18 protein-coding genes are annotated in these 24,820 nt (G+C 70.6%); 12 read left to right on the top strand and 6 right to left on the bottom strand.

Annotated features, from left to right (window positions below; all coding sequences use genetic code 11):
• Window positions 1–17: 17 nt before the first annotated feature.
• Window positions 18–1,037 (bottom strand): LacI family DNA-binding transcriptional regulator, encoded by a 1,020-nt coding sequence (locus tag ACIBSW_RS02100; protein WP_354723380.1) that lies wholly within the window; start codon window positions 1,035–1,037, stop codon window positions 18–20.
• Between the two features lie 364 nt (window positions 1,038–1,401).
• On the opposite strand from ACIBSW_RS02100, the gene ACIBSW_RS02095 reads away from it, so the two are divergent.
• The 4 genes from ACIBSW_RS02095 (at window position 1,402) to ACIBSW_RS02080 (ending at window position 7,046) form a co-directional block, all read left to right on the top strand.
• Window positions 1,402–2,688 (top strand): extracellular solute-binding protein, encoded by a 1,287-nt coding sequence (locus ACIBSW_RS02095; RefSeq protein ID WP_354723382.1) that lies wholly within the window; start codon window positions 1,402–1,404, stop codon window positions 2,686–2,688.
• Window positions 2,689–2,875: 187 nt separating this feature from the next.
• A complete protein-coding gene (locus ACIBSW_RS02090) occupies window positions 2,876–3,748 on the top strand; it encodes a sugar ABC transporter permease (RefSeq protein WP_354723412.1) in 873 nt (290 codons plus the stop codon).
• A complete protein-coding gene (locus ACIBSW_RS02085; RefSeq protein WP_354723384.1) occupies window positions 3,745–4,632 on the top strand; it encodes a carbohydrate ABC transporter permease in 888 nt (295 codons plus the stop codon). The genes ACIBSW_RS02090 and ACIBSW_RS02085 overlap by 4 nt, the downstream gene beginning before the upstream one ends.
• Window positions 4,632–7,046: a glycoside hydrolase family 2 protein gene (locus tag ACIBSW_RS02080; protein WP_404799190.1), complete on the top strand. Its 2,415-nt coding sequence runs from the start codon at window positions 4,632–4,634 to the stop codon at window positions 7,044–7,046. The genes ACIBSW_RS02085 and ACIBSW_RS02080 overlap by 1 nt, the downstream gene beginning before the upstream one ends.
• Before the next feature lie 64 nt (window positions 7,047–7,110).
• Here the strand turns inward: ACIBSW_RS02080 and ACIBSW_RS02075 are convergent, their stop codons facing one another.
• Window positions 7,111–8,511, bottom strand: a complete 1,401-nt coding sequence (locus ACIBSW_RS02075; RefSeq protein WP_354723387.1) for a methionine--tRNA ligase — start codon at window positions 8,509–8,511, stop codon at window positions 7,111–7,113.
• 530 nt (window positions 8,512–9,041) lie between these two features.
• Window positions 9,042–10,889: a dihydroxy-acid dehydratase gene (ilvD, locus tag ACIBSW_RS02070; RefSeq protein WP_354723389.1), complete on the bottom strand. Its 1,848-nt coding sequence runs from the start codon at window positions 10,887–10,889 to the stop codon at window positions 9,042–9,044.
• A 147-nt stretch (window positions 10,890–11,036) separates the two neighbouring features.
• Between ilvD and ACIBSW_RS02065 the strand changes: the two genes are divergently transcribed.
• The 5 genes from ACIBSW_RS02065 to mpgS all read left to right on the top strand — a co-directional run bounded on the left by ACIBSW_RS02065 (window position 11,037) and on the right by mpgS (window position 18,429).
• On the top strand, window positions 11,037–13,424 hold the full coding sequence (locus ACIBSW_RS02065; RefSeq protein ID WP_354723391.1) for a bifunctional diguanylate cyclase/phosphodiesterase: 2,388 nt from the start codon (window positions 11,037–11,039) through the stop codon (window positions 13,422–13,424).
• Between the two features lie 152 nt (window positions 13,425–13,576).
• Window positions 13,577–15,409, top strand: coding sequence for an acetolactate synthase large subunit (locus ACIBSW_RS02060; protein ID WP_354723393.1), 1,833 nt, complete (start codon window positions 13,577–13,579; stop codon window positions 15,407–15,409).
• Window positions 15,410–15,428: 19 nt separating this feature from the next.
• Window positions 15,429–15,944 (top strand): acetolactate synthase small subunit, encoded by a 516-nt coding sequence (gene ilvN / locus ACIBSW_RS02055; RefSeq protein WP_023561968.1) that lies wholly within the window; start codon window positions 15,429–15,431, stop codon window positions 15,942–15,944.
• 26 nt (window positions 15,945–15,970) lie between these two features.
• On the top strand, window positions 15,971–16,984 hold the full coding sequence (gene ilvC / locus ACIBSW_RS02050) for a ketol-acid reductoisomerase (RefSeq protein WP_354723396.1): 1,014 nt from the start codon (window positions 15,971–15,973) through the stop codon (window positions 16,982–16,984).
• A gap of 182 nt (window positions 16,985–17,166) precedes the next feature.
• Window positions 17,167–18,429 (top strand): mannosyl-3-phosphoglycerate synthase, encoded by a 1,263-nt coding sequence (gene mpgS, locus ACIBSW_RS02045; RefSeq protein WP_354723398.1) that lies wholly within the window; start codon window positions 17,167–17,169, stop codon window positions 18,427–18,429.
• A 7-nt stretch (window positions 18,430–18,436) separates the two neighbouring features.
• Here the strand turns inward: mpgS and ACIBSW_RS02040 are convergent, their stop codons facing one another.
• Window positions 18,437–19,105, bottom strand: coding sequence for a hypothetical protein (locus tag ACIBSW_RS02040; RefSeq protein ID WP_354723400.1), 669 nt, complete (start codon window positions 19,103–19,105; stop codon window positions 18,437–18,439).
• 176 nt (window positions 19,106–19,281) lie between these two features.
• On the opposite strand from ACIBSW_RS02040, the gene serA reads away from it, so the two are divergent.
• Complete coding sequence (serA, locus tag ACIBSW_RS02035; RefSeq protein WP_354723402.1) at window positions 19,282–20,886, top strand: phosphoglycerate dehydrogenase; 1,605 nt, start codon at window positions 19,282–19,284, stop codon at window positions 20,884–20,886.
• Here serA and ACIBSW_RS02030 read toward each other — a convergent pair.
• Window positions 20,883–21,245, bottom strand: coding sequence for a hypothetical protein (locus tag ACIBSW_RS02030; protein WP_354723404.1), 363 nt, complete (start codon window positions 21,243–21,245; stop codon window positions 20,883–20,885). The genes serA and ACIBSW_RS02030 overlap by 4 nt on opposite strands.
• 355 nt (window positions 21,246–21,600) lie before the next feature.
• Between ACIBSW_RS02030 and ACIBSW_RS02025 the strand changes: the two genes are divergently transcribed.
• The gene (locus tag ACIBSW_RS02025) at window positions 21,601–22,632 is read left to right on the top strand and encodes a 3-isopropylmalate dehydrogenase (protein ID WP_354723414.1); all 1,032 of its coding nucleotides are present in this window, start codon (window positions 21,601–21,603) and stop codon (window positions 22,630–22,632) included.
• A gap of 155 nt (window positions 22,633–22,787) precedes the next feature.
• Window positions 22,788–23,885 carry a branched-chain amino acid aminotransferase gene (locus tag ACIBSW_RS02020; protein ID WP_354723406.1) on the top strand — a complete coding sequence of 366 codons (1,098 nt, stop codon included), beginning with the start codon at window positions 22,788–22,790 and terminating at the stop codon, window positions 23,883–23,885.
• A 36-nt stretch (window positions 23,886–23,921) separates the two neighbouring features.
• Here the strand turns inward: ACIBSW_RS02020 and ACIBSW_RS02015 are convergent, their stop codons facing one another.
• Window positions 23,922–24,659 carry a tyrosine-protein phosphatase gene (locus tag ACIBSW_RS02015; protein WP_354726058.1) on the bottom strand — a complete coding sequence of 246 codons (738 nt, stop codon included), beginning with the start codon at window positions 24,657–24,659 and terminating at the stop codon, window positions 23,922–23,924.
• Window positions 24,660–24,820 lie beyond the last annotated feature (161 nt).

The raw sequence follows: 24,820 nt of genomic DNA, 5'->3' as shown, positions 1-24,820 counted from the left end.
GTACCGGGCGGGCTGGGTCAGGAGTCCCGGGGTGGGGCGGTGCTGCCGCGGGGGGTCAGGTGTGCCGTGCCCTCCTCGACGTCCTGCACCGGTTCGCCGGCGATGGCCGCCAGCAGCTGGCGGGCCGCGTGCGCGCCATACGCCGCGATGTCCCTGGTCAGCGCCGTCAGTGGCGGATGCACCAGCGAGCACAACGGCGAGTCGTCCCAGGCCACGATGGACAGGTCGCCCGGCACGGACAGGCCCATCTCCTGCGCGACGGACAGGCCGGCGACGGCCATCACGTCGTTGTCGTAGATGATCGCCGTGGGCCGTTCCGCGTTGATGAGCAGCCGGCGGGTCGCCCGGCCGCCCTCCTCGCCCGTGTAGTCGGACGGCACGGTCACCGCCTCGCTGAGCCCCAGCGCGGCGCACACCTCCGTGAACGCCCTGGTCCGGGTCTGGGTGTGCAGCAGGTCCGGCAGACCGCCGACGCGGGCGATGCGCCGGTGCCCCAGCGCCATCAGGTAGCGGACCGCCTCGGTGATCGCGCCGGCGTCGTCGGACCAGAGCTGGGGCACCTTGCCGGTGTCGCCCGGCCCGCCGATCACCACGGCCGGCAGCTGCAGCTCGTTGAGCACCGGGATGCGGACGTCGTTCTCCCGTAGGTCGGTGACGAACACGCCGTCGACCCGGCGCTCGCCCCACCAGCGGCGGTACACCTCGGTCTCGGTCTGCGGAGTGGCCACGACCTGCAGGGTCAGCGCGAACGACCGGGCCGCGAGCTCCTGCTCGAAGCCGCTGATCAGGCCCATGAAGAACGGTTCGATGCTCAGTATGCGGGCGGGCCGGCACAGGGTGAGCCCGACGGCGCGGGAGCTGGCGCCGGAGAGGGCGCGGGCCGCGCTGTTCGGGTTGAAGCCGATCTCCTCCGCGATGGCGACGATGCGCCGGCGGGTCGCCTCGGAGACGCCCGGCTGGCCGTTGAGCGCGTACGACACGGCTCCCTTGGACACGCCGGCCCGGCGGGCGATGTCGGCGATCGTCGGCCGTTTCACTCGGGTGCCCCTCTCTGCAAAGAACCCATCCTCCGGCACCAGCCGCCGTCGGGAAACGGTCGCTCTGCAAGGGCTGCCAGAACGGCGCTGGTGGAGCGCTCTCACGCTACCTCGCGCCGCTTTGGGTCTAGCCAGCACGGATGACTTGATCGGTTAAGTGTTGCAGACCACTGGCCGTGGCGTAAACCTGCTGTAGCCCCGTGGCCGAAATAACCCGGTTTACGAGCGCTTACATCGGTTGAATACGCGACGTGTCACGAACGCGAAACACAGTCTTGACACGCCGTGAGGCGCGTCATACGGTCACGTCACTTATCCGGTTCAGTAAATTCTTTCGACAACATTCCCCTTGGGTGGAGGAGTAATGGAACGGTTCGCCAAGCGGGGCGTGGCGCTTGTCGCCGCCGGACTCGCCGGGGCCCTGGCACTTACCGGTTGCAGCGGAGAAAGCCTGGAGGGCGGCGGCAACAAGGCCGCCGAGGGGCAGACCACCCTGACGGTCAACTTCTGGGGCGACATGGGCCTCGACGCGCTCAAGGCGGCGTACGAGAAGGACCACCCCAACGTCAAGATCGTGCTCAACTCGGGCGAGTACAACGCCCAGCACGAGGACCTGCAGAAGAAGCTGGTCGCCGGCACCGGGGCGCCCGACATCTCCGCGGTCGACGAGGGCTTCATGGTCCAGTTCCGCGGCCAGGCCGACAAGTTCGTCAACCTGCTCGACAAGGGCGCGGGGTCCTACGAGTCCAAGTACCTGCCCTGGAAGTGGCAGCAGTCGAAGTCGCCCGACGGTGCGGCGCAGATCGGTCTCGGCACCGACGTCGGCGGCCTGGCCATGTGCTACCGCTCCGACCTGTTCAAGGCGGCGGGCCTGCCGACCGACCGCGAGTCGGTCTCCGCCCTCTGGAAGACCTGGGACGAGTTCATCGCCACCGGGGCGAAGTACACCAAGGCGACCGGCAAGAAGTTCGTCGACTCCGGCACCAACCTGTTCAACCCGGTGCTGGCACAGCAGCCGGTCGGCTTCTACGACACCTCCGAGCAGCTCCAGATGGAGGGCGGCCCCAAGGTCGCGTTCGACGTCAGCATGAAGGCGATCGACGCCGGCATCTCGGCCAACCTCGCCAGCTTCCAGCCGAACTGGGACCAGGGCTTCAAGAAGGACCAGTTCGCGGTCCTCGCCTGCCCGGCGTGGATGCTCGGTCACATCCAGGAGACCGCGCCGGACCAGAAGGGCAAGTGGGACATCGCCGCGATCCCCGGCGGCGGCGGTAACTGGGGCGGTTCCTGGTGGACCATCCCGAAGCAGGGCAAGAACGTCGACGAGGCCTACAAGTTCGTCGAGTGGATGGTCCAGCCGGCGCAGCAGATCGAGATCTTCAAGACGGTCGGCAACCTGCCGTCGCAGCCCGCGCTCTACAAGGACCCCGCGGTGCTGGACTACAAGAAGGAGTTCATGAGCAACGCGCCGACCGGCCAGATCTACGCCGCGACGGCCGAGGCTCTGCAGCCGCAGTACCTGGGCAAGAAGAACGGCCCGACCCGGGTCGAGGTCGAGAACGTGATCACCCGAGTGCAGCAGGGCTCGCTCAAGTCGAGTGCGGCGTGGGCCGAGGCGGTCAAGGCGGCCGAAAAGGCAGCCGCTTCCTAAAAGCGAAACGACGGCGGGGCGGCCATCATGGCCGCCCCGCTGCTCCCTGGAAGGAGTGGCCGTGTCCGTGACACACAGCGCGCCGCCGACCTCGGCGACCGAGCCGGCGCATCACCGCAAGCCGAAGTCCGGGTACAAGAGTCGCAACTGGTTGCACCGCTTCGACAACAAGCGGGTGCCGTACCTGATGATCTCCCCGTTCTTCCTGCTCTTCGCCCTCTTCGGGCTGTTCCCGATCGTCTTCAACGGCATCGTCGCGATGCGCAACTGGCGCCTCGACGATCCGGCCCAGGACGGCTGGGCCGGCTTCGCCAACTTCGAGCGGCTCCTGCACGACGAGGACTTCTGGAACGCGCTGGTCAACACGTTCGGCATCTTCGTCCTGTCGACCGTGCCGCAGCTGCTGATCGCGCTGGTGGTGGCCAACCTGCTCAACCGCCGACTGCGCGCGAACGCGTTCTGGCGCGTCGGCGTGCTCCTGCCGTACGTGACGCCGGTCGTCGCGTCGACGCTGGTCTTCGCCATCATCTTCGCCCGGGACAACGGCATGGCGAACTGGCTGCTGTCGCTGGTCGGCTTCGGCGAGGAGGCGCCGCTGGACTGGCGCGCGTACAAGTGGAGCTCCTGGATCGCCATCGCCACGATGGTCAACTGGAAGTGGATCGGCTACAACGCGCTGCTCTACCTGTCGGCGATGCAGTCCATCCCGAAGGACGTCTACGAGGCGGCGGCCGTCGACGGCGCCGGACCCTGGCGGCAGCTGTGGCGCATCACCGTGCCGATGATCCAGCCTGTGCTGGTCTTCACCGTCGTCCTGTCGACCATCGGCGGCCTGCAGCTCTTCAACGAGCCGATGCTGTTCGAGGAGAACCCCGCGGCGGCGTCCGGCGGCTCCGACCACCAGTGGCAGACCATCGCGCAGCTGATCTACAAGGTCGGCTGGAAGGACCTCAACCTCGGGTACGCGGCCGCGATGTCGTGGGCGCTGTTCCTCATCATCCTCATCATCGCCGCCCTGAACGCCGCGGCGACGAACCGACTCGGAGGGGGACGGCGATGACCGCGACCGCAACCCGGCCCAGAAAGCGCAGCCTGAAGAACATCGGCCGCGCGCCGCAGGACACCCGCGGCAGCTGGCACACCTATCTCGGGCTCGTCGCGTTCCTCGCGTTGTCGGCCTTCCCGCTGTACTGGATGTTCGTCATCGCCACCAGCGACGACGAGGCGGTCTCGCAGATCCCGCCGTCGGTGGTGCCCGGCGACCAGCTGATGGAGAACCTGCACGAGGTCTTCACCATGCAGCAGGTCTACTTCGCCGCGTCGCTGATCAACAGCTTCCTCGTCGCCGCGGCGGTGACGGCGTCGACGCTGTTCTTCTGCTCGATGGCCGGCTTCGCGTTCGCCAAGCTGCGCTTCCCCGGCCGCGACAAGCTGATGATCGTCGTGATCCTCACCCTGACGATCCCCAACCAGCTGGGCATCGTCGCGCTCTACATCCTGATGGGCAAGTTCGGCTGGAACGGCACCCTGATCTCGGTCATCGTGCCGTTCCTGGTCAGCGCGTTCGGCGTGTTCTACATGCGCCAGTTCATCATGCAGGCGGTCCCCGACGAGCTGGTCGAGTCCGCGCGGATGGACGGCGCGCTCACCATGCGGGTGTACTGGAGCATCGTGCTGCCGGCGATCCGCCCCGCGCTGGCCGTGCTCGGCCTGCTCACGTTCGTCGCGACGTGGAACGAGTTCCAGTGGCCGCTGATCCAGCTCAACGGCACCGCGTTCCCGACCTCGATGGTGGCGCTCTCCGACCTGGCCAGCGGAAACTACGTCATCTACCGCCGGGTGCTCGCCGGCGCGTTCGTCGCCACGGTTCCGCTGCTCGTGCTGCTGCTGCTGGGCGGGCGGCAGATCGTGCGAGGGATCATGGAAGGCGCTGTCAAGTCCTGATGAGGAGAACCGTGACCTCGTACCGAGCCCTGCACGACGGCTGGGCGGTCACCGGCGGCGACGTGGACAGCGTCGCCGCCACGGTGCCCGGCTGCGTGCACACCGACCTGCTCGCCGCGGGACTGATCGACGACCCGTACCTGGACGAGAACGAGAAGAAACTCGCCTGGATCGGGCGCACCGACTGGGTCTACGAGACGGTGTTCCAGCACACCGGCGGCGGCCGGACGGACCTGGTCTGCGCCGGACTCGACACCGTCGCCACGGTCATCCTCAACGGCGTCGAGCTGGGCCGCACCGCCAACATGCACCGTGGCTACCGCTTCGACGTCCGCGACGTGCTGCGCGAGGGCGAGAACCAGCTCCGGATCCGCTTCGGATCCGCGTACGCCTACGCGCAGGCGCAGCGGGACCGGCTCGGCGACCGGCCGAACGCCTACCCCGAGCCGTTCAACTTCATCCGCAAGATGGCCTGCAACTTCGGCTGGGACTGGGGCCCGACGCTGGTCACCGCCGGCATCTGGCAGCCCATCGGCCTGCAGAGCTGGTCGGTCGCGCGGCTGGCCGAGGTGCGCCCGCAGGTGACGGTCGCCGACGGCACCGGCCTCGTCGAGGTGCGCGTGCGGCTGGAGCGGGAGACCCCCGGGCCGGTCACCCTCACCGCGACGGTCGCCGACCGGCGCGTGGCGGTGCAGACCGAGGGCGACGAGGCCGTGCTTTCCCTCACCGTCGAGGATCCCCGGCTCTGGTGGCCCCGAGGGTACGGTGACCAGCCGCGTTACGACCTCGACGTGACCCTGGCCGGGCCGGACGGCGAACCGCTGGACTCCTGGGCCCGCAAGGTCGGCTTCCGTTCGGTGCGCCTGGACACCACGCCGGACGCCGGCGGTAGCGCGTTCACGCTGCTCGTCAACGACGTCCCGGTGTTCGTGCGCGGGGTGAACTGGATCCCCGACGACGTCTTCGCCAACCGGGTCACCCGGGACCGCCTCGCCGCGCGGTTCGCGCAGGCGGTCGACGCGAACGTCAACTACCTGCGGGTCTGGGGCGGCGGCCGGTACGAGTCCGAGGACTTCTACGACCTCGCCGACGAGCTCGGCCTGATGGTGGGGCAGGACTTCCTGTTCGCCTGCGCCGCGTACCCGGAGGAGGAGCCGTTCGCCACCGAGCTGGCGGCCGAGGCGCGCGAGAACGTGGTGCGGCTCTCGAGCCACCCCAGCCTGATGATGTGGACCGGCAACAACGAGAACATCTGGGGCCACGCGGACTGGGACTGGATCGAGGCGCTCGGCGACCGCTCCTGGGGCGCCGGCTTCTACTTCGACGTGCTGCCGCGCATCGTCGCGCAGGAGGATCCGAGCCGGCCGTACTGGCCCGGCAGCCCGTACTCGGGCCGCGACGACCTGCACCCGAACGACCCCGCGTACGGGACGACGCACGTCTGGGATGTCTGGAACACCGACGACTACCTGAAGTACCGGCAGTACCGGCCGCGGTTCGTCGCGGAGTTCGGATACCAGGCGCCGCCGGCGTACGCGACGCTGCGCCGCGCGATCTCCGACCAGCCGCCGGCCCGGGACTCGCCGGGCATGCGGGCACACCAGAAGGCGATCGACGGGGACCTCAAGCTGCAGCGCGGCCTCGACGCGCACCTGCCGCCACCGCGCGACTTCGACGACTGGCACTACCTGACCCAGCTCAACCAGGCCCGGGCGCTGTCGACCGGAATCGAGCACTTCCGGTCGCTGCGGCCGTACTGCATGGGCGCGATCATGTGGCAGCTCAACGACTGCTGGCCGGTGACCTCCTGGGCGGCGGTCGACGGCGACGGCCGCAAGAAGCCGCTCTGGTACGCCCTGCGCCGCTCCTACGCGCCGCGGCTGCTCACCGTGCAGCCCCGCGACGGCGTGCCGGCGCTGGTGGCGGTCAACGACTCGGCGCAGCCGTGGCCGCTGTCGGCGACCGTGTCCCGCCGTACCCTCGCGGGGGTCGTGGAGGCCGAGGTCGCGGTCGGCGCGACCGTCGCGCCGGGCTCGGCCATCGTCCTTCCGCTGCCCGCCGAGGTCGGCGCGGCCGGCGATCCGGCGCAGGAGCTGCTGGTCGCGACCGCCGATGAGCACCGGGCCTGGTGGTTCTTCGCCGAGGACAAGGACATCGACTGGCCGCAGGCGAAGTTCGACGCGACCTTCGAGGCGGTCGGCCCGGACGCACGGGTGAAGATCACCGCGCACAACATCCTGCGCGACCTGGTCCTACAGCCGGACCGCCTCGACCCGGCAACCGAGGCGAATGACGCGGTGGTGACGCTGCTACCTGGCGAGCAGGCGACGTTCATCATCCGGGGAGGTGCCGGTTTGGAACCGACGGCCCTAACCACGCGGCCGGTCCTGCGCTGCGTCAACGACCTGGTCTGAGAGGACATTCTTCTCTTACGCGGGCAGTAGCTCGATCTTATGCCGGCACGAAGCTTTGTGCGGGTCAGGCCCGGCGAGCGCGCTGCGGGCTGATTCGCGGGAAGGCGGGGCGCGGCGGCCCGTCTTTGCGTAGTTGCGCCAGCAGGCGTTCGGCGGCCGAGGGGAGGAACGGGCGTAGTTCGTCGGCGACGACCTGGCAGATGCCGAGTAGTTCGGCGAGGACGGGGGTCGGGTCGGCCAGTTTCCAGGGCTGTTGTGCCTCGATCAGGCGGTTGCCGCGGTCGACCTCGGTGCACATGGCGTCGGTGGCCGCGCGGAAGTCCGCCCGTGCCAGCGCGGCGTCGATGCGCGTGCCGAGGTCGGAGTCGACGGCGGGTGCGACGCCGTGGCGGCGTGCCAGGGTCAGCGTGCGGTTGAGCAGGTTGCCGATGCCGCCCGCGAGGTCTCGGTCGGCGCGCTCGACCAGGCGCCGCTCGGTGAAGTCCGTGTCGCCGACGGGTGCCGGCTCGCGCAGCAGCCACCAGCGCAGCGCGTCGACGCCGTACCGGTCGGCCAGCGCGACCGGGTCGACGGCGTTGCCCGCGGTCTTGGAGAGCTTCGCGCCGTCGACGGTCAGATAGTCGTGCACGAAGATCGCCGTCGGCAGCGGCAGCCCGGCGGAGAGCAGCAGCGCGAGCCAGTAGACGGCGTGGAAGCGCACGATGCCCTTGCCGATCACGTGCACCCGCTCATCCGACCCGGCCCACCACTGCCGGTAGGCGGCGCCGTCGCCGAGCGCGGTCACGTAGTTGGCCAGCGCGTCCCACCAGACGTAGACGACCTGCTCCGGATCGCCGGGCACCGCGATGCCCCAGCCGCCGGCCCGCGCCGCCGGCCGCGAGACGCTGATGTCGCGCAACCCGGAGCGGACGAACGCGAGCACCTCGTTGCGCCGGGCGGCGGGCTCGACGCGAACCCGCCCCGACTCCAGCGCGTCGAGGATCCGCCCCTGATACCGCGACAGCCGGAAGAACCAGTTGGTCTCCGCCACCGCCTCCGGGGCCGCCGGATGCTCCGGGCAGGCGGCGGCGTCCAGAAACTCCTCGCAGCCCGCGCAGTACCGCCCGGTGTACTCACGGCGGTAGAAGTCGGCCGCGGACCTGCGCCACAGCGCGGCAACCCCCGGCGCGTGCCGCGGATCGGAGCCGGTCCGAATGAAGTCGTCGAACGACAACTCAAGCGGGCCGCGCAGCGCGGCGAACCGGTCGGCGTTCGCCGTGACGAACGCGGCGACATCGACGCCGGCGGTCCGTGCCGCGGCAACGTTCTTGAGCGCGTTGTCGTCGGTGCCGGTAAGAAACCGAACGTCCTCCCCGCGCAGCCTCCGGTGCCGGGCAAGCACGTCGGCCTGCACTAGCTCAAGCGCGTGACCCAGATGCGGCGCCGCATTCACATACGGGATCGCGGTAGTGACGTAGAAGGTCATGTTCACTCCTGCGCCCCGCCCCGCCGGTCGTCCCCGCACGAAGGCAGGGACTTGATCGGTGGTGACTAACGCACGCCGAACGGCCCCGCGAGGGGGCGCATCATCGACCGGCGGCATGGCTGCATGCGGCTCATGCTCCCAGCACGTCCGGCGCCGGGCGAGCCGTTTCCGCGCGGCACCTGCGGACCGGCCCGGCGCGATTGCAGTCTCCACTGACCGAAACCGGCGAGGTGCGTCCGCTTGACCCACCACCCACCCCGGCCCGCCCGACCAAACCCCCTACCGCGCCCACCGCGCGGCAGCCAGACCACCCACCGCAAGGTGCACGCAAAAGCCCACCCAAGCACCCACCAGCGAGGAACCAACACCCCACCGCAACAGACCCCCGAGCAAGGGTGGGGCGAATCCCACCCCCGACCCGGCGCAGGCCGACACCCGCGAATCAACCCGCAGCGCGCTCGACCGCCCTGACCCGCACGGAGCTTCGTGCCGGCGAACGGTCGAGCTACTGCCCGCGTAAGGGAATAGGGTTATTCGGGAACCTTGCGGTAGGCGCCATCGCTTGCGCTGGTTGCCATTGAGGCGTAGGCGCGCAGCGCCGCCGAGACCGGCCGCTGCCGATCGGTCGGAGTGTAGGGCTTGGGCCGGCGCTCCTCCGCGTGTCGCCGCTGCGCCAAATCCTCGTCGGTGACGTTCAGGTGGATGGTTCGGCCGGGGATGTCGATGGTGATCTCGTCGCCGGTTTCGACCAGCGAGATCAGGCCTCCGGAGGCCGCCTCCGGGGAGACGTGGCCGATGGACAGGCCCGAGGTGCCGCCGGAGAAGCGGCCGTCCGTGATCAGCGCGCAGGCCTTGCCCAGCCCGCGGCCCTTCAGGAACGACGTCGGGTAGAGCATCTCCTGCATGCCGGGGCCGCCGCGCGGTCCCTCGTAGCGGATGACCACGACGTCGCCGGCGACGACCTGCTTGCCGAGGATGCCCTCGACCGCCGCGTCCTGGCTCTCGAAGACCCGGGCCGGGCCGCTGAACTTCCACAGCTCCTCGGCCACGCCGGCGGTCTTCACCACGCAGCCGTCGGGGGCCAGGTTGCCGAAGAGGATCGCGAGGCCGCCGTCGACCGTGTATGCGTGCTCGACCGACCGGATGCAGCCCTCGGCCGGGTCCGTGTCGAGCGTGGCCCACCGGTTGGTCGTGGAGAACGGCTGGGTGGTGCGGACGCCGCCCGGCGCCGCGTGGAAGAGCTCCAGCGCCGCCTCGCTCGCGTTGCCGCTGCGGATGTCCCACTGCTGTAGCCAGCTGTCCAGGTCGGGGGAGTGCACCGAGCGCACGCCGCGGCGCAGCGCGCCGCCACGGTCCAGCTCGCCGAGCAGGGCGGGGATGCCGCCGGCCCGGTGCACGTCCTCCATGTGGTACTTCGGGCTGTTCGGGGCGACCTTGGCCAGGCAGGGCACCCGGCGCGAGACCGCGTCGATGTCCGTGACGCTGAAGTCGATCTCGGCCTCGCGGGCCGCGGCCAGCAGGTGCAGCACCGTGTTCGTGGAGCCGCCCATCGCCACGTCGAGGGCGACGGCGTTCTCGAACGCGTCCCGGCTCGCGATCGAGCGCGGCAGCACGGACTCGTCGTCGTTCTCGTAGTACTGCTTGGCGATGTCGACGATCAGGGCGCCGGCGCGCTCGAAGAGCGCCTTGCGGGCGGCGTGGGTGGCCAGCGTCGAGCCGTTGCCGGGCAGGGCCAGGCCGATCGCCTCGGTCAGACAGTTCATCGAGTTCGCGGTGAACATGCCGGAGCAGGAGCCGCAGGTCGGGCACGCGGAGCGTTCGATGGTGTCGAGCTGCGCGTCGGTCACGTTCTCGTTCGCGGCGGCGCTCATCGCGTCGACCAGGTCCAGCTTCTCGTGCACCACGCCCTCGATGGCGACGGTCTTGCCGGCCTCCATCGGGCCGCCGGAGACGAACACCGTCGGAATGTTCAGCCGCAGCGCGGCGATCAGCATGCCGGGGGTGATCTTGTCGCAGTTCGAGATGCAGACCAGGGCGTCGGCGCAGTGCGCGTTGACCATGTATTCCACGGCGTCGGCGATCAGCTCGCGGCTGGGCAGCGAGTAGAGCATGCCGCCGTGGCCCATCGCGATGCCGTCGTCGACGGCGATCGTGTTGAACTCGCGGCCGATGCCGCCCGCCTCGAACACGGCGTCGGCGACGAGGCCGCCCATGTCCTTGAGGTGGACGTGGCCGGGTACGAACTGGGTGAAGCTGTTGGCGATCGCGACGATCGGCTTGCCGAAGTCGTCGTCGGTCATGCCGGTGGCGCGCCACAGGGCGCGCGCGCCGGCCATCGTCCGTCCGTGGGTCGAGGTCCGGGAGCGCAGCTCAGGCATTCCTACATTCTGCCACCGCGGGTAAGGACCGCACGGCCGCCGGGCGGTGCCGCGTCCACAGCGCGGGATGGTGATCGTGAGTTTCGGTTCGAAACCGGTCGATCGGTCCACCTCCCGAAATGGCCTCCGGTACGGCAGAGTGTTCCCGTGCACTCACCGTCCGGCGTGGAGCTGGCCGGGCTGGCGAGCCTTCTGGTCGCGGTCCCGGCCGTAGCGCTGCTGGCCAACTCCGGTCGGCGGCACACCGGCGCCGCCCGCCGTGCCCACCTGCTGCTCGCCGGGGGCGCCGCGATCACCACGGCCGCCGCGCTGGCCGGCCTGCTCAGCGACCTCTTCCTGGCGCAGCGCCCGGCGCAGCTCGGCTCGGCCGTCGCGGTCGCGATGGCCCTGGGCACGTCCACGCTGCTGGCGGGCACGCTCGTGCTGCCCGGCGCCGCGGAGAACGCCGGCGCGGCCTGGCGGCACCTGCTGGACGGGCTCGTCGTCGGCGCGGGGCTCTGGTTCGTCGGCTGGGTGCTGCTCTCCGAGCCGACCCGGATCCTCGGCGACCACACGCCGAAGCCGGGCGTGTCCATCCTGCTGCCGGCGGCCATGGCGGCGGTCGCGACCGGGCTGACCGCGGTGCTGGCCATGCACGCGCACCGGCCCCGGCACATCACGGTCCGGGTGGCGGCCGGCGTCACGCTGGTCGCCGTCGCGGCGACCGCCCTCTCCAGCGGGATCTGCCGGAGCTGGCCGGGCATCGTGCTGCTCGGCGCCGTGCTGCTGCCGGGCGGGCTGGTCGTGGTCGCGCACGCGGTCAAGATCGCCGACCGGCCGGTCGAGGTCACCGGCGACATCACCCAGCGCAACACCGGGTACGCGTTCGTGCCGATGTCCGCGATGGTCGGCGCGCTCGGCTACCACCTCGCCGCCGGCGGCGTCTTCGACGTGTTCGGCTTCCTGGGCTTCAGCGTCGAGGGCTTCGCCCTGGTGGCCCGGCAGTACCTGGCGCTGGCCGACGTGAAGAGCTACACGCTGCAGCTGCGCCACCGGGAGTCGCACTTCCGGGAGCTGGCGCACACCGACCCGCTGACCCGGCTGGCCAACCGCCGCGGCCTGGTCCGGGCGCTGCGCGAGCCCTCGGGGCGGCGGGAGCGGTCGCGGGTGCTGATCGGCCTGGACCTGGACGGCTTCAAGAACGTCAACGACATGCGCGGGCACGACGTCGGCGACGCCGTGCTCGTCGAGGTCGGCGAGCGGCTGCGCGCCAACCTGCGCGACGGCGACGTGGCGGCGCGGCTCGGCGGCGACGAGTTCGCGGTGCTCATGTGGGCCACGCCCGAGGAGGCGATGCTCGCCGGCAAGCGCCTGCTCGCGGTGCTCGGCGAGCCCTACGACACCGAGGACGGCTCGGTCTTCCTGTCCGCGAGCGTCGGCGTCGCCGGCTCGCCCGAGCCGGGCGACACGGGCGAGCTGATGCGCGACGCCGACCTGGCGCTGCGCTACGCCAAGCAGCGCGGCAAGAACCGGGTCGAGCGCTACCAGCGGCGCTACGACGAGCTGCTGCGCCGGCACAGCGTGCTGGAGAACGAGCTGCGCCACGCCATCGAGCGCGAGCAGCTGCGGCTGGTCTTCCAGCCGGTGGTCGCGCTGCCCTCGATGCGGCCGGTCGGCGCCGAGGCGCTGCTGCGCTGGCACCACCCCGAGCTGGGCGCGGTCCGGCCCGACGAGTTCATCCCGGTGGCCGAGGAGTCCGGGCTGATCAACATGATCGGCTCCTGGGTGCTGGACCAGGCGTGCGAGCAGCTGTCCCAGTGGCTGGCCGTCGGCCACGACGTCTGGGTCTCGGTGAACCTCTCGCCCAAGGAGCTGCACGCCGCCGACTACGCCGGCCAGGTCGCCGGCGTGCTGCAGAAGTACGGCGTGCCGGCGCAGCGCCTGGTGCTCGAGGTGACCGAGCACGCCGTGGCGACCGACATGGACGAGCTCATCCGGCGGCTGTGCGAGCTGCGCTCCACCGGGGTGCGGATCGCGCTCGACGACTTCGGCGCCGGCTACTCCTCGCTCGGGCAGCTGCGCAAGCTGCCGGTGGACATCCTGAAGATCGACCACGCGCTGGTCGCCGAGCCGGAGTCGCGGACCGGCACGGCCGCGCCGCTGGTCGACGTCGTCGTGCGGCTCGGCCACCGGCTCGGGCTCGAGGTGCTGGCCGAGGGGATCGGCTCGCCGGCGCAGCGGGCGATCGTCGAGGAGGCCGGCTGCCGGCTGGGGCAGGGCTCGCTCTTCGGCTGGGGAGTGCCCGCCGAGCACCTCGAGGCGCAGCTGGAGACCGCCCGGTCCTCCGGCTCCCGGCCGGTTCCGGTGCAGCGCGCCCGCCCGGTGACCAAGCCCAGCGCGCCCGCGCGCAGTCAGGTGATCATGCTGGGCCCGGGGATGCGGCAGCTCAGGGCGCTGCTGCCGACCGATCCGGCCTTCTCCGACGGGGAAGTCTCGCGGACGGGTGACCAAGATGTGAGATCAGTTGACGCACCCCGTGAGATGGGGCAGTCTTAGCCGCATGTGCTTGTCGCCCCGAGTACTTATGTGAGCGCACTGCTCCTCATGAGCAGTGCGCTAGGTCCCGTGCTTTGGCACGAGGACCTTTTTTGTTGCTCACGCACGGGGACGAACCGGCCCGCCCATCCCGAACGAAGGTCTGAATCGCCATGACGAGACCCACACCCGAGACCCTCGCCAACCGTGCCACCCCGGCCACCGTCGCGGCGGCTGCCGGCGCCCCGGCCGTAGTCACGGTGTCACCGACCCCCGCCAGCGGGGCCGGTTCGCTCGTGCGGTCGCTCGAGGCGCTCGGCGTCGAGGTGGCGTTCGGCATCCCCGGCGGCGCGATCCTGCCCGCCTACGACCCGCTGTACGACTCCAAGGTCCGGCACATCCTGGTCCGCCACGAGCAGGGCGCGGGACACGCCGCCACCGGGTACGCGCAGGCCACCGGCAAGGTCGGCGTCTGCATCGCCACCTCCGGCCCCGGCGCGACGAACCTGGTGACGCCGATCGCCGACGCGTACATGGACTCGGTGCCGATCGTCGCGATCACCGGCCAGGTGGCCCGGCCCTCGATCGGCACGGACGCCTTCCAGGAGGCGGACATCCAGGGCATCACGCTGCCGATCACGAAGCACAACTTCCTGATCCAGACGCCCGACGAGATTCCGCAGATCATGGCGGAGGCGTTCCACCTCGCCGCCTCCGGGCGGCCCGGGCCGGTGCTCGTCGACATCCCCAAGGACGTGCTGCAGGCGGCGACCACGTTCTCCTGGCCGCCCACCCTGGACCTGCCCGGCTACCGGCCGACGCTGCACCCGCACGGCAAGCAGATCCGCGAGGCGGCCCGGCTGATCGCCGCCGCCAAGCGCCCGGTGCTGTACGTGGGCGGCGGCGTGCTCAAGGCCGGCGCGACCGACGGGCTGCGCAAGCTCGCCGAGCTGACCGGCATGCCGGTCATCACCACGCTGATGGCGCTCGGCGCGTTCCCCGACTCGCACCCGCAGCACCTGGGCATGCCCGGCATGCACGGCACGGTCCCGGCCGTCTACGCCCTGCAGAAGGCGGACCTGCTGGTCACGCTCGGTGCCCGCTTCGACGACCGGGTCACCGGCAAGCTCGACTCGTTCGCGCCGGAGGCGAAGGTCGTGCACGCCGACATCGACCCCGCCGAGATCGGCAAGAACCGGCACGCGGACGTCCCGATCGTCGGCGACGCGCGGCACGTCATCGACGAGCTGATCGCGGCCGTCTCGGCCACCGCGGGCGGAACGGCGGCGTACCAGTCCTGGTGGGCGCAGCTCGACGACCTGCGCAAGCGCTACCCGCTCGGCTACGACGAGCCGACCGACGGCACCCTCGCGCCGCAGTACGTGATCGAGCGGATCGGCGAGCTGGTCGGCCCGGACGCGGTCTACGTGGCCGGCGTCGGTCAGCACCAGATGTGGGCCTCCCAGTTCATCAAGTACGAGAAGCCGGGCACCTGGCTCAACTCGGGCGGCGCCGGGACCATGGGCTACGCGGTGCCCGCCGCGATGGGCGCCAAGGTCGGCCGCCCCGACACCCAGGTGTGGGCGATCGACGGCGACGGCTGCTTCCAGATGACCAATCAGGAGCTCGCCACCTGCGCGCTGGAGGGCATCCCGGTCAAGATCGCCGTCATCAACAACGGCAACCTGGGCATGGTCCGGCAGTGGCAGACCCTGTTCTACGAGGGCCGCTACTCGAACACCGAGCTGGGCACGCACAAGCACCGCATCCCGGACTTCGTGAAGCTCGCCGAGGCGCTGGGCTGCGTCGGCCTGCGCTGCGAGACCAAGGCCGAGGTGGACGCGACCATCAAGGCGGCCCTGGAGATCAACGACCGGCCGGTGGTCATCGACTTCACGGTCGGCAAGGACGCCATGGTCTGGCCGATGGTCGCCGCGGGCACCAGCAACGACGAGATCATGTTCGCCCGGGACGTGCGCCCGAGCTTCGACGAGGACGACCTCTAGGCGGATGGGAACTACCACCATGAACAAGCACACGCTGTCCGTGCTCGTGGAGAACAAGCCCGGCGTGCTCGCCCGGGTCTCGGGACTCTTCTCGCGGCGGAGCTTCAACATCGATTCGCTGGCGGTCGGCGAGACGGAGAACCCGGACGTCTCCCGCATCACGATCGTGGTCAACGCCGACTCCTCACCCCTGGAGCAGGTGACCAAGCAGCTCAACAAGCTGGTGAACGTCCTGAAGATCGTCGAGCTGGACCCGCAGCAGTCGGTGCAGCGCGAGCTCCTGCTGGTCAAGGTGCGGGCCGACCGCACGGTGCGCGGGCAGGTCCTCGAGACGGTCGAGCTGTTCAGGGCCAAGGTGATCGACGTCGCCCCGGACACCCTCACGATCGAGGCGACCGGCAACCCCGACAAACTGGACGCGCTGCTGCGCGACCTCGAGCCGTACGGCATCAAGGAAATGGTCCAGTCCGGGCTGGTCGCCATCGGCCGCGGCTCGCGCTCGATCACTACCGGCCCCGCCCTGCGCGCGGCCTAGTCACCAAGAAGATTGAAAGGGAAGTCATGACCGCGGAAGTGTTCTACGACGACGACGCCGACCTGTCCATCATCCAGGGACGCAAGGTCGCCGTTATCGGGTACGGCAGCCAGGGCCACGCCCACTCGCTGTCGCTGCGCGACTCGGGCGTCGACGTGGTGGTCGGCCTCAAGGAGGGCTCGAAGAGCCGCGCCAAGGCCGAGGAGCAGGGCCTCAAGGTGCTGACCCCCGCCGAGGCGTCCGCCTGGGCCGACGTGATCATGGTGCTGGCCCCGGACACCGCGCAGCGGAAGATCTACACGGAGTCGATCGCCCCGAACCTGACCGCCGGCAAGGCGCTCTTCTTCGGCCACGGCCTCAACATCCGCTTCGAGCTGATCAAGCCGCCGGCGGACGTCGACGTGGCGATGGTGGCGCCGAAGGGCCCGGGCCACCTGGTCCGCCGCCAGTACGTGGACGGCAAGGGCGTCCCGGCCCTGATCGCGGTGGAGCAGGACGCGACCGGCGGCGCGCAGGCGCTGGCCCTCTCGTACGCGAAGGCGATCGGCGGCACCCGCGCCGGGGTCATCAAGACCACCTTCAAGGAGGAGACGGAGACCGACCTGTTCGGCGAGCAGGCCGTGCTCTGCGGCGGCACCGCCGCGCTGGTGCAGACCGGCTTCGAGGTGCTCACCGAGGCGGGCTACGCCCCGGAGATCGCCTACTTCGAGTGCCTGCACGAGCTCAAGCTGATCGTCGACCTCATGTACGAGGGCGGCATCTCCCGGATGCGCTACAGCGTCTCGGACACCGCCGAGTTCGGCGACTACGTCTCCGGCCCGCGCGTGATCAACGCGGAGACCAAGCAGGAGATGAAGCGGATCCTCGGCGACATCCAGTCCGGCGAGTTCACCCGCCGGCTCATCGCCGACGACGAGGCCGGCGCGCCGGAGCTGAGGAAGTACCGCGAGCAGGGCGCCGAGCACCCCATCGAGGTGACCGGTAGGAAGCTGCGCGGGATGATGAGCTGGGTCGACCGGCCGATCACCGAAACGGCCTGACCTTTCGACGCCGGTAAGCACGCCGGGTCGGTGCGCCGCAAGGCCGCCGGCCCGGCGTTTTTACGTGAGCAATCGACTACCTGAAACGTCGGCGTTACCTCCCGCTTACCGAAACGGCGTCGTCATAGAAATGTGTACTGTTCGGACGCCGCCGGGCCGACGGTAGGCGGTACATTCCCGGTATGCGACTGGCTGATTCTTTCCGGAGTGAGCGCTTCGGCGCGGTCCGGATTCATGAGCTGCAGAGGGTGATCGAGCTTGACTCGAGCGCCGAGCAGGATGCCGGCCAGCCCAGTCTTTCGGCTGGTAGTCGGGTCGTGCCGTCCGAAGCATTACGCGCCGTCGAGTCGCAAATGGTAATCGTGGTCCCCTGCATGAATGAGACGCGAAGCGTCGTCGAAGGAGTACTCTCCGGAATTCCACACGACTGTCTCATTGTGTTGGTCTCCAACAGCGACAAGCTGCCGGTGAACCTATACGAGAGCGAGGCGCAGACGCTCGAGCAGTTCTGCCGCCTGGCCGGCCGGTCCGCGGTCAGCGTCCATCAGAAAGACCCCGGACTAGCGGCCGCATTCAAGGCCGCGGGTATGGAGGAACTGATCGGCGAGGACGGCCTGGTCCGTTCCGGCAAGGGCGAGGCGATGCTGATCGGCATGGCCCTGGCCGCGATGACCGGCCGCCGCTACGTGGGCTACGTGGACGCCGACAACTACGTGCCGGGCGCCGTCCACGAGTACTGCAAGGCGTACGCCGCCGGGCTGCACCTGGCCGACAGCCCGTACGCGATGGTCCGGATCTTCTGGCACTCCAAACCGAAGCTGCGCGACGGCCGGCTGTTCTTCAGCCGCCGCGGCCGCAGCTCGGAGATCACCAACGAGTGGCTCAATCGCTTCCTCGCCGAGTATTCCGGCTTCGGCACCGAGGTGATCGCGACTGGCAACGCCGGCGAGCACGCGATGAGCCTCGACCTGGGCCTCAAGCTGCGGCTGGCCGGCGGCTTCGCCGTCGAGCCGTACGAGTTCATGGACCTCTTCGAGCAGTTCGGCGGGGTGTTGGAGTCCGACAGCCCGGACGTCATGAGCTGCTCGGTGCCGGTGTTGCAGATCGAGACCCGCAACCCGCACTTCCACGACAACAAGGGCGAGGAGCATGTGCAGGGCATGCGGATGCAGGCCCTGAACGTCGTCTACCACTCGCCGGTGACCCTGCCCGCGGTGCGCCGGGCGATCATCGACTTCATGGTGTCGCAGGGCGCGCTGGAGATCGGCCAGGAGCCGCCGCGCGAGCGGGTCTACCCGCCCGTCGGCGGCCTCGACCTGGAGCTGCTCTACGACGGGCTGGAGGCCGAGGCGCTCAGCTTCCGCCAGTTCGACGGCCGCGCGTTGTCGGGCTACCCCGCCGCGCCGCCGATCGAGCGGGACTCGATCCCGCTGCCGGCCGGCTGAACAGACCCTAGGGCTGCGGCTTGTCCTGCGGCGCCGGCGGGGCGGCGGGCCAGGCCTGGTACTGCGCCGGCGGTCCGGGCCACGGATGGCCCGGCGGCTGCGGCGGGTACTGGTACTGCGGCGGCGGGTATTGGACGGGCCACTGCACCTGCGGGCCGGCCGGCGTGGCCAGGCCCTGCAGCCAGTCCCGCTCGGCCTTCGCCCACACCCGGCGGGCGGCCAGGTAGGCCGGGCCCTGTCCGAACATCGGGGCGAGCAGGACGCCGAGGCCCAGCACCAGCGCGAGGACGCCGATCCGCAGGCCGTCGGTGTCCGAGTCGGCGGCCACCGCGCTGACCAGGAAGATCAGCCCGGTCAGCAGGACCAGGCCGCCGACCACCATCGGCCCGACCGAGTTGCCGTTGCGCACCATGGACCACGCGACCGCGGCGACGACGGCGGCGCCCACGGCGAGCCCGGCGGTCGCCAGCCCCTCGGCCGTCGCCTCTCCGACGCCGTCGTAGTAGTACGAGTTCGCGGTCAGGGTCAGCACCGCCCCGATCAGCAGCGTCAGCGCGACGACGCCGAGCAGTGACGCGGTGACCGCGACGGCGAAGGGCACCCGGCGCGGCGGCTCGGGGAGGGTGGGTCCGAGGTCCTCGTCGGTTTCCCCGGCGTCGGTGGAGGCTTCAGCCATGCCGAGGAGGCTATCGGCAACCCGGGTCGCCGGGTGTCCCCTGAGACGCGGGACGATTTCACACTTGTGACGCCGGTCACCATACGATGACGTCCCGCCCCGGTCGCCGATCCGCCTAGGATCGCCGGAAAGGTCCGGCCGGCCGGCCCCGCCCGCGAGACAAACTGTGGAGACATATGACTCCCGTAGTACTGATCGCTGAGGAACTGGCCCCCGCCGCCATCGACGTTCTGGCGCACGATTTCGACGTCCGCCACGTCGACGGCACCGACCGCGCGACGCTGCTCGCGGCCCTCGCCGACGCGGACGCGATCATCGTCCGCAGCGCCACCCAGGTCGACGCCGAGGCGGTCGCCGCGGCCCCGCGCCTGAAGGTCATCGCCCGCGCGGGCGTCGGCCTGGACAACGTCGACGTGCCCGCCGCCACCGCCCGCGGCGTCATGGTCGTCAACGCGCCGACCTCCAACATCGTCTCGGCCGCGGAGCAGGCGATCGCGCTGCTGCTCGCCGTCGCCCGGCACACGGCGAGCGCCAGCACCTCGCTCAAGAGCGGCGAGTGGAAGCGGAAGCGGTACACCGGCGTCGAGGTGCAGGGCAAGACCGTCGGCGTGGTCGGGCTGGGCCGCATCGGCGTGCTCTTCGCGCAGCGGATGGCCGCGTTCGGCACCCGGCTGATCGCCTTCGACCCGTACATCCAGCCGGCCCGGGCCGCGCAGCTCGGCGTGCGGCTGGTCGGGCTCGACGAGCTGCTGCGGGAGAGCGACTTCATCTCGGTGCACCTGCCGCGTACCCCGGAGACGATGGGCCTGATCGGGGAGAAGGAGCTGGCCACGGTCAAGCCCGGCGTGCGGATCGTCAACGCGGCCCGGGGTGGCCTGATCGACGAGCGGGCACTTGCCGAGGCGCTGGCCGAGGGCCGCGTCGCCGGCGCCGGCATCGACGTGTTCGTCTCCGAGCCGACCACCGAATCGCCGCTGTTCGCCTTCGACAACGTGGTGGTGACCCCGCACCTGGGCGCCTCGACCGCCGAGGCGCAGGACAAGGCCGGCCTGTCGGTGGCCCGCAGCGTCAAGCTGGCGCTGCAGGGCGAGTTCGTGCCCGACGCGGTGAACGTGCAGGCCGGCGGCGTGGTCGACGAGGACGTGCGGCCGCTGCTCGCGCTCGCCGAGAAGCTCGGCAAGGTCTTCACCGCGGTCGCGGGTGGAGTCGCGGCGAGCGTGACCGTCGAGGTGCACGGCGAGATCGTGTCGCACGACGTCGCGGTGCTCAAGCTCGCCGCGACCAAGGGGCTCTTCACCTCGGTGGTGGAGGAGCAGGTCACCTACGTCAACGCGCCGCAGCTCGCGGCCGACCGCGGCGTCGAGGTGGAGCTGGTCGTCGACCACGAGGTCTCCGACCACCACAACCTGGTGACCGTGCGGGGCGCGCTGCCGGACGGGCGCACCGTGAGCGTGGCCGGCACCGTCACCGGCCTCGGCACCACCCGCGAGGCCCGCCGGCTCACCCAGGTCGACGGGTTCGACCTGGAGATGGACGCCGGCGGCGTGCTGCTGTTCTTCCGCTACTCGGACCGGCCCGGCATGGTCGGCGCCCTCGGCACGATCCTGGGCGAGGCGGGCGTCAACATCGCCGCGATGCAGGTGGCCCGGCGGGAGGCGGGCGGCGAGGCGCTGATGGCGCTGACCGTCGACTCCTGGGTGGATGCCGAGCTGTTCGCGTCGGTCGCGGCGGCGGTCGGCACCGCCAAGGGCAGCGTCGTGGACCTGCGGGACGAGGACTAGCGGGACTTGACCGGCGGGGGATACACGGTCCCGTCCTGCAGGTCGAGCAGGTCGAGGCCGTGCTCGCCGGCGAGCCGCTCGATCATCTCCAGCACCACGTCGGAGCAGTTCTCGTCCAGGCGCATCTGAATGTGGTCCGCGGCGGCGTGCAGCGGGGTAGCGGCCCACGGCGAGCCGGACTGCGTCGCGCCCGGGCCACGGTCGGGATAATGGCTGGTCAGGGCGTCATAGAAGGCGACGACGCGGGGGTCTGCGGGCCGCTGGGGGTGCTCACCACGGACGCACCGGTCGTTGGCGGCGCGCACGTCATCAGGCGTGTCCGTGTTGTTCAGGGCCCACACCACGAGGTCGAAACTCACGCGCGCATGGTGCCATACCGTCGGCCAACCGACTCAGTTGTCGCCGCGACACGCGGGGGATGCGTCTTGCGCGACATTAGTCCGCATCGCTAGCGTTGGTCCTGCCGCGCGGGCTACGCGGGCGTGTCTTCGGGTGACACTTCCGTGGTCGCTCCGTGCGGTGGATGCACCCCCGGCGGACGCGAGCCACGCGTACCTGTCGTGACAGCCCCCGCGATCGTTGCCGCGATCGGCGGGGGTTGTTCGCGTTTGCGCCCTTAACGACTGCTCACCCACAGTGTGGGACCGTCGTGCCAGAGAACGGGACAAGGGCTACTGTCGACGGGTCGCAACTAGTGAGGGAGTTGACGTGGCGGTGGCGCGGATCGCGGTGGTGGCCGGAGACGGCATCGGAACCGAGGTGACCGCGCAGGCGTGCAAGGTGATCGAGGCCGTGCTCCCGGACGTGGAGTTCGACGACTACGACCTGGGCGCCCGCTTCTACAACCGCACCGGCGAGGTCCTGCCGCAGGCCATCGAGGACGAGCTGGCGGCGCACGACGCCATCCTGCTCGGCGCCATCGGCGACCCCAGCGTCCCGCCGGGCATCCTCGAGCGCGGGCTGCTGCTCAAGCTCCGCTTCGACTTCGACCAGTACGTCAACCTGCGCCCGTCCCGGCTCTGGCCCGGCACGACCAGCCCGCTGGCCGGCATCAAGCCCGGCGAGATCGACATGGTCGTGGTCCGCGAGGGCACCGAGGGCCTCTACGTCGGCGCCGGCGGCGTCCTGCACCGCGACACCCCCGCCGAGATCGCCACCGAGGAGAGCCTGAACACGCGGCACGGCGTCGAGCGGGTCGTCCGCGACGCGTTCGCCCGGGCGCGGCGCCGCGAGCGCCGCCACCTCACCCTCGTGCACAAGACCAACGTGCTCACCCACGCGGGCGGGCTCTGGGCGCGCACCTTCGCCGCCGTCGCCGCCGAGTTCCCCGACGTGACCACGGAATACCAGCACGTCGACGCCGCGAGCATGTTCCTGGTGAGCAACCCGCAGCGCTTCGACGTGGTGGTTACCGACAACCTCTTCGGTGACATCCTCACCGACATCGCCGCTGCCGTGACCGGCGGCATCGGCATGGCCGCCAGCGGCTCCGTCAACCCGGAGCGCAAGTACCCCTCGACCTTCGAGCCGGTGCACGGCTCGGCGCCGGACATCGCCGGCCAGGGCATCGCCGACCCGGCGGCCGCCATCCTCTCCGCGTCGATGCTGCTCGAGCACCTCGGGCACGCCGACGAGGCCCGCCGAGTATCCGAGGCGGTCGCGGCCGAGGTCGCGTCCCGTGCACCGGGCGCGCCGCTGCGTACCGCCGAGGTCGGGGACCGGGTCGCCGCCGCCGCGGTCGCCTGATCCAACACCCTCCCGCCACCCGCCGTAGCCTCCTCAGGCCGGCGGGCGATGGCGCACATCCGATGGTCGTCGGTGAACGACCGTTCGGGGTAAGTTCATGGAGCACTGCGGGTGCTACCTCTTCATTCTTCGTGACAGAAAGCAGGTCAACTGCCATGGGTGGTGGTGACAACCTCGACTTCGAGATCCGTCCGAATCCGGCGCCCGTAAGCGACGCGGAGCGCGCCACGAGGCTCAGCAACCCGGGCTTCGGCCGGATCTTCACCGATCACATGGTCACCATTCGCTACGCGGAAGGTAAGGGCTGGTACGAGCCGCGGGTGGAGGCGCGCGCGCCGATCCCGATGGACCCGGCGTCGGCCGTGCTGCACTACGCGCAGGAGATCTTCGAGGGCCTGAAGGCCTACACCACGCCGGACGGCGGCGTGGCGCTGTTCCGCCCGGACGCGAACGCCGCCCGCTTCAACCAGTCCGCGCAGCGGATGGCGATGCCGTCGGTGCCGCAGGCCGCGTTCCTGGAGTCCCTGCGCCAGATCATCTCGATCGACCGGAAGTGGATACCGCAGGGCGACGAGGGCAGCCTCTACCTGCGGCCGTTCGCCTACGCCAGTGAGGTCTTCCTCGGCGTGCGCCCGGCGATGGAGTACCTCTACCTGGTGATCGCCTCGCCGGTCGGCGCCTACTTCAGCGGCGGCGTCAAGCCGGTCACCGTGTGGATCACCCCGGACTACACCCGCGCGGCGCCCGGCGGCACCGGCGCGGCCAAGTGCGGCGGCAACTACGCCGCCGGCCTGTCCGCGCAGGCCGAGGCGATCGAGCACGGCTGCGACCAGGTGGTCTACCTGGACGCGGTCGAGCGCCGGTACGTCGACGAGCTCGGCGGGATGAACATCGTCTTCGTGCAGGACGACGGCTCGCTGGTCACGCCGCCGCTGACCGGCACGATCCTGCCGGGCATCACCCGCGACTCGATCCTCAAGCTGGCCCAGCGGGCCGGCCGCCGGGTCGAGGAGCGCGCGGTCAGCTTCGACGAGTGGCGCGACGGCGCCGCGTCGGGCCGGATCCGCGAGGCGTTCGCCTGCGGCACCGCCGCGGTGATCACGCCGATCGGCACGGTCCGCCACCCGGACGGCGAGTTCACCGTCGCGGACGGCGGCTCGGGCGAGGTCACGATGGCGCTGCGCCAGGAGCTGTCGGACATCCAGCGCGGCCGCGCCGCCGACCCGTTCGGCTGGGTGCACAAGGTCCTCTGAGGCCCTGGCTGACGGCCGCGCCGCTTGGGGCGGCCGTCAGCCAGGGGTCAGCAGGTGGTCGCGCAGCGCCGCGATCTGCCCGGCGCTGATCCCGATCTCGCGGACGTACTTCTCCACCGAGCCGTGCCGGTCCCGCAGGTCGCTCAGGAAGAGCAGCATGGCGTCCTGCGGGCAGTCGAACATGTGGTACTTGTCCTGGACCAGCTCCGGCTTCGACCGCAGCAGGTAGTCGGTCAGCGAGGCCATCGCGACCTCGGTCAGCGCGTAGTCCGCGGCGATGTCCGCGTCGGACACCCCGAGCAGCGACAGCGTGAGCGCGCAGACCACGCCCGTACGGTCCTTGCCGGCCATGCAGTGCACGACCGCCGGCGCCGCGCCCGGGTCGGCGATCAGGCTCAGCGCCGCCGCCAGCCCGGCCTGGCCGTCCTCCGCGAAGTTGAGGTAGCGGTCGGCCAGCCAGCGCTCGTGCGGCAGCGAGGGCGCGATCGTCTCCCAGTCCACGTGCTCGACCACCAGGTTGTGGTAGGCCAGCCCGTCGGCCTCCGGCACCCGGCCGTGCGCCTCGACCTCGAAGACCCGGCGCAGGTCGATGACCGTCCGGACGCCCAGCTCGCGGAAGGTCTCGAGGTCGTCGCCCCGCAGGCGGTGCAGGGAGTCCGCGCGGAAGATGCGCCGCCAGCGCACCGTCCGGTCGTCGAGGCCGGCGTAGCCCCCGATGTCGCGGAAGTTGTAGCTGGAGGAGAACGTCAGCGTGCGCGGGTATTCGTCGGCCACCCCTTCAACCTAACGGGCCCCGTCGATTCTCTCCGTCCCGCCCGGTAACGCCGCCGTCTCAGCCTGTGGATTCTGGCCACATGCCGATGCCGTGCGTGGCATGCTGCTCTGCGTGACCCACCTCGTGCTGATTATTCGCACCTAGCGCGCCGGCTGACCTT

Origin of the sequence: Actinoplanes sp. NPDC049668, from assembly GCF_044465445.1 — a bacterium.
Taxonomy (GTDB): Bacteria; Actinomycetota; Actinomycetes; order Mycobacteriales; family Micromonosporaceae; genus Actinoplanes.
Note: the sequence above shows the minus strand (reverse complement) of the source record. Positions and strands in the feature narration are given on the sequence as shown.

Excerpts from the sequence above, each read along its gene's own strand:
- ACIBSW_RS02095 (WP_354723382.1), top strand. The coding sequence starts at position 1,402 with ATGGAACGGTTCGCCAAGCGGGGCGTGGCGCTTGTCGCCGCCGGACTC.
- ACIBSW_RS02090 (WP_354723412.1), top strand. The coding sequence starts at position 2,876 with ATGATCTCCCCGTTCTTCCTGCTCTTCGCCCTCTTCGGGCTGTTCCCG.
- ACIBSW_RS02085 (WP_354723384.1), top strand. The coding sequence starts at position 3,745 with ATGACCGCGACCGCAACCCGGCCCAGAAAGCGCAGCCTGAAGAACATC.
- ACIBSW_RS02080 (WP_404799190.1), top strand. The coding sequence starts at position 4,632 with ATGAGGAGAACCGTGACCTCGTACCGAGCCCTGCACGACGGCTGGGCG.
- ACIBSW_RS02075 (WP_354723387.1), bottom strand. The coding sequence starts at position 8,511 with ATGACCTTCTACGTCACTACCGCGATCCCGTATGTGAATGCGGCGCCG.
- ilvD (WP_354723389.1), bottom strand. The coding sequence starts at position 10,889 with ATGCCTGAGCTGCGCTCCCGGACCTCGACCCACGGACGGACGATGGCC.
- ACIBSW_RS02060 (WP_354723393.1), top strand. The coding sequence starts at position 13,577 with ATGACGAGACCCACACCCGAGACCCTCGCCAACCGTGCCACCCCGGCC.
- ilvN (WP_023561968.1), top strand. The coding sequence starts at position 15,429 with ATGAACAAGCACACGCTGTCCGTGCTCGTGGAGAACAAGCCCGGCGTG.
- ilvC (WP_354723396.1), top strand. The coding sequence starts at position 15,971 with ATGACCGCGGAAGTGTTCTACGACGACGACGCCGACCTGTCCATCATC.
- mpgS (WP_354723398.1), top strand. The coding sequence starts at position 17,167 with ATGCGACTGGCTGATTCTTTCCGGAGTGAGCGCTTCGGCGCGGTCCGG.
- ACIBSW_RS02040 (WP_354723400.1), bottom strand. The coding sequence starts at position 19,105 with ATGGCTGAAGCCTCCACCGACGCCGGGGAAACCGACGAGGACCTCGGA.
- serA (WP_354723402.1), top strand. The coding sequence starts at position 19,282 with ATGACTCCCGTAGTACTGATCGCTGAGGAACTGGCCCCCGCCGCCATC.
- ACIBSW_RS02020 (WP_354723406.1), top strand. The coding sequence starts at position 22,788 with ATGGGTGGTGGTGACAACCTCGACTTCGAGATCCGTCCGAATCCGGCG.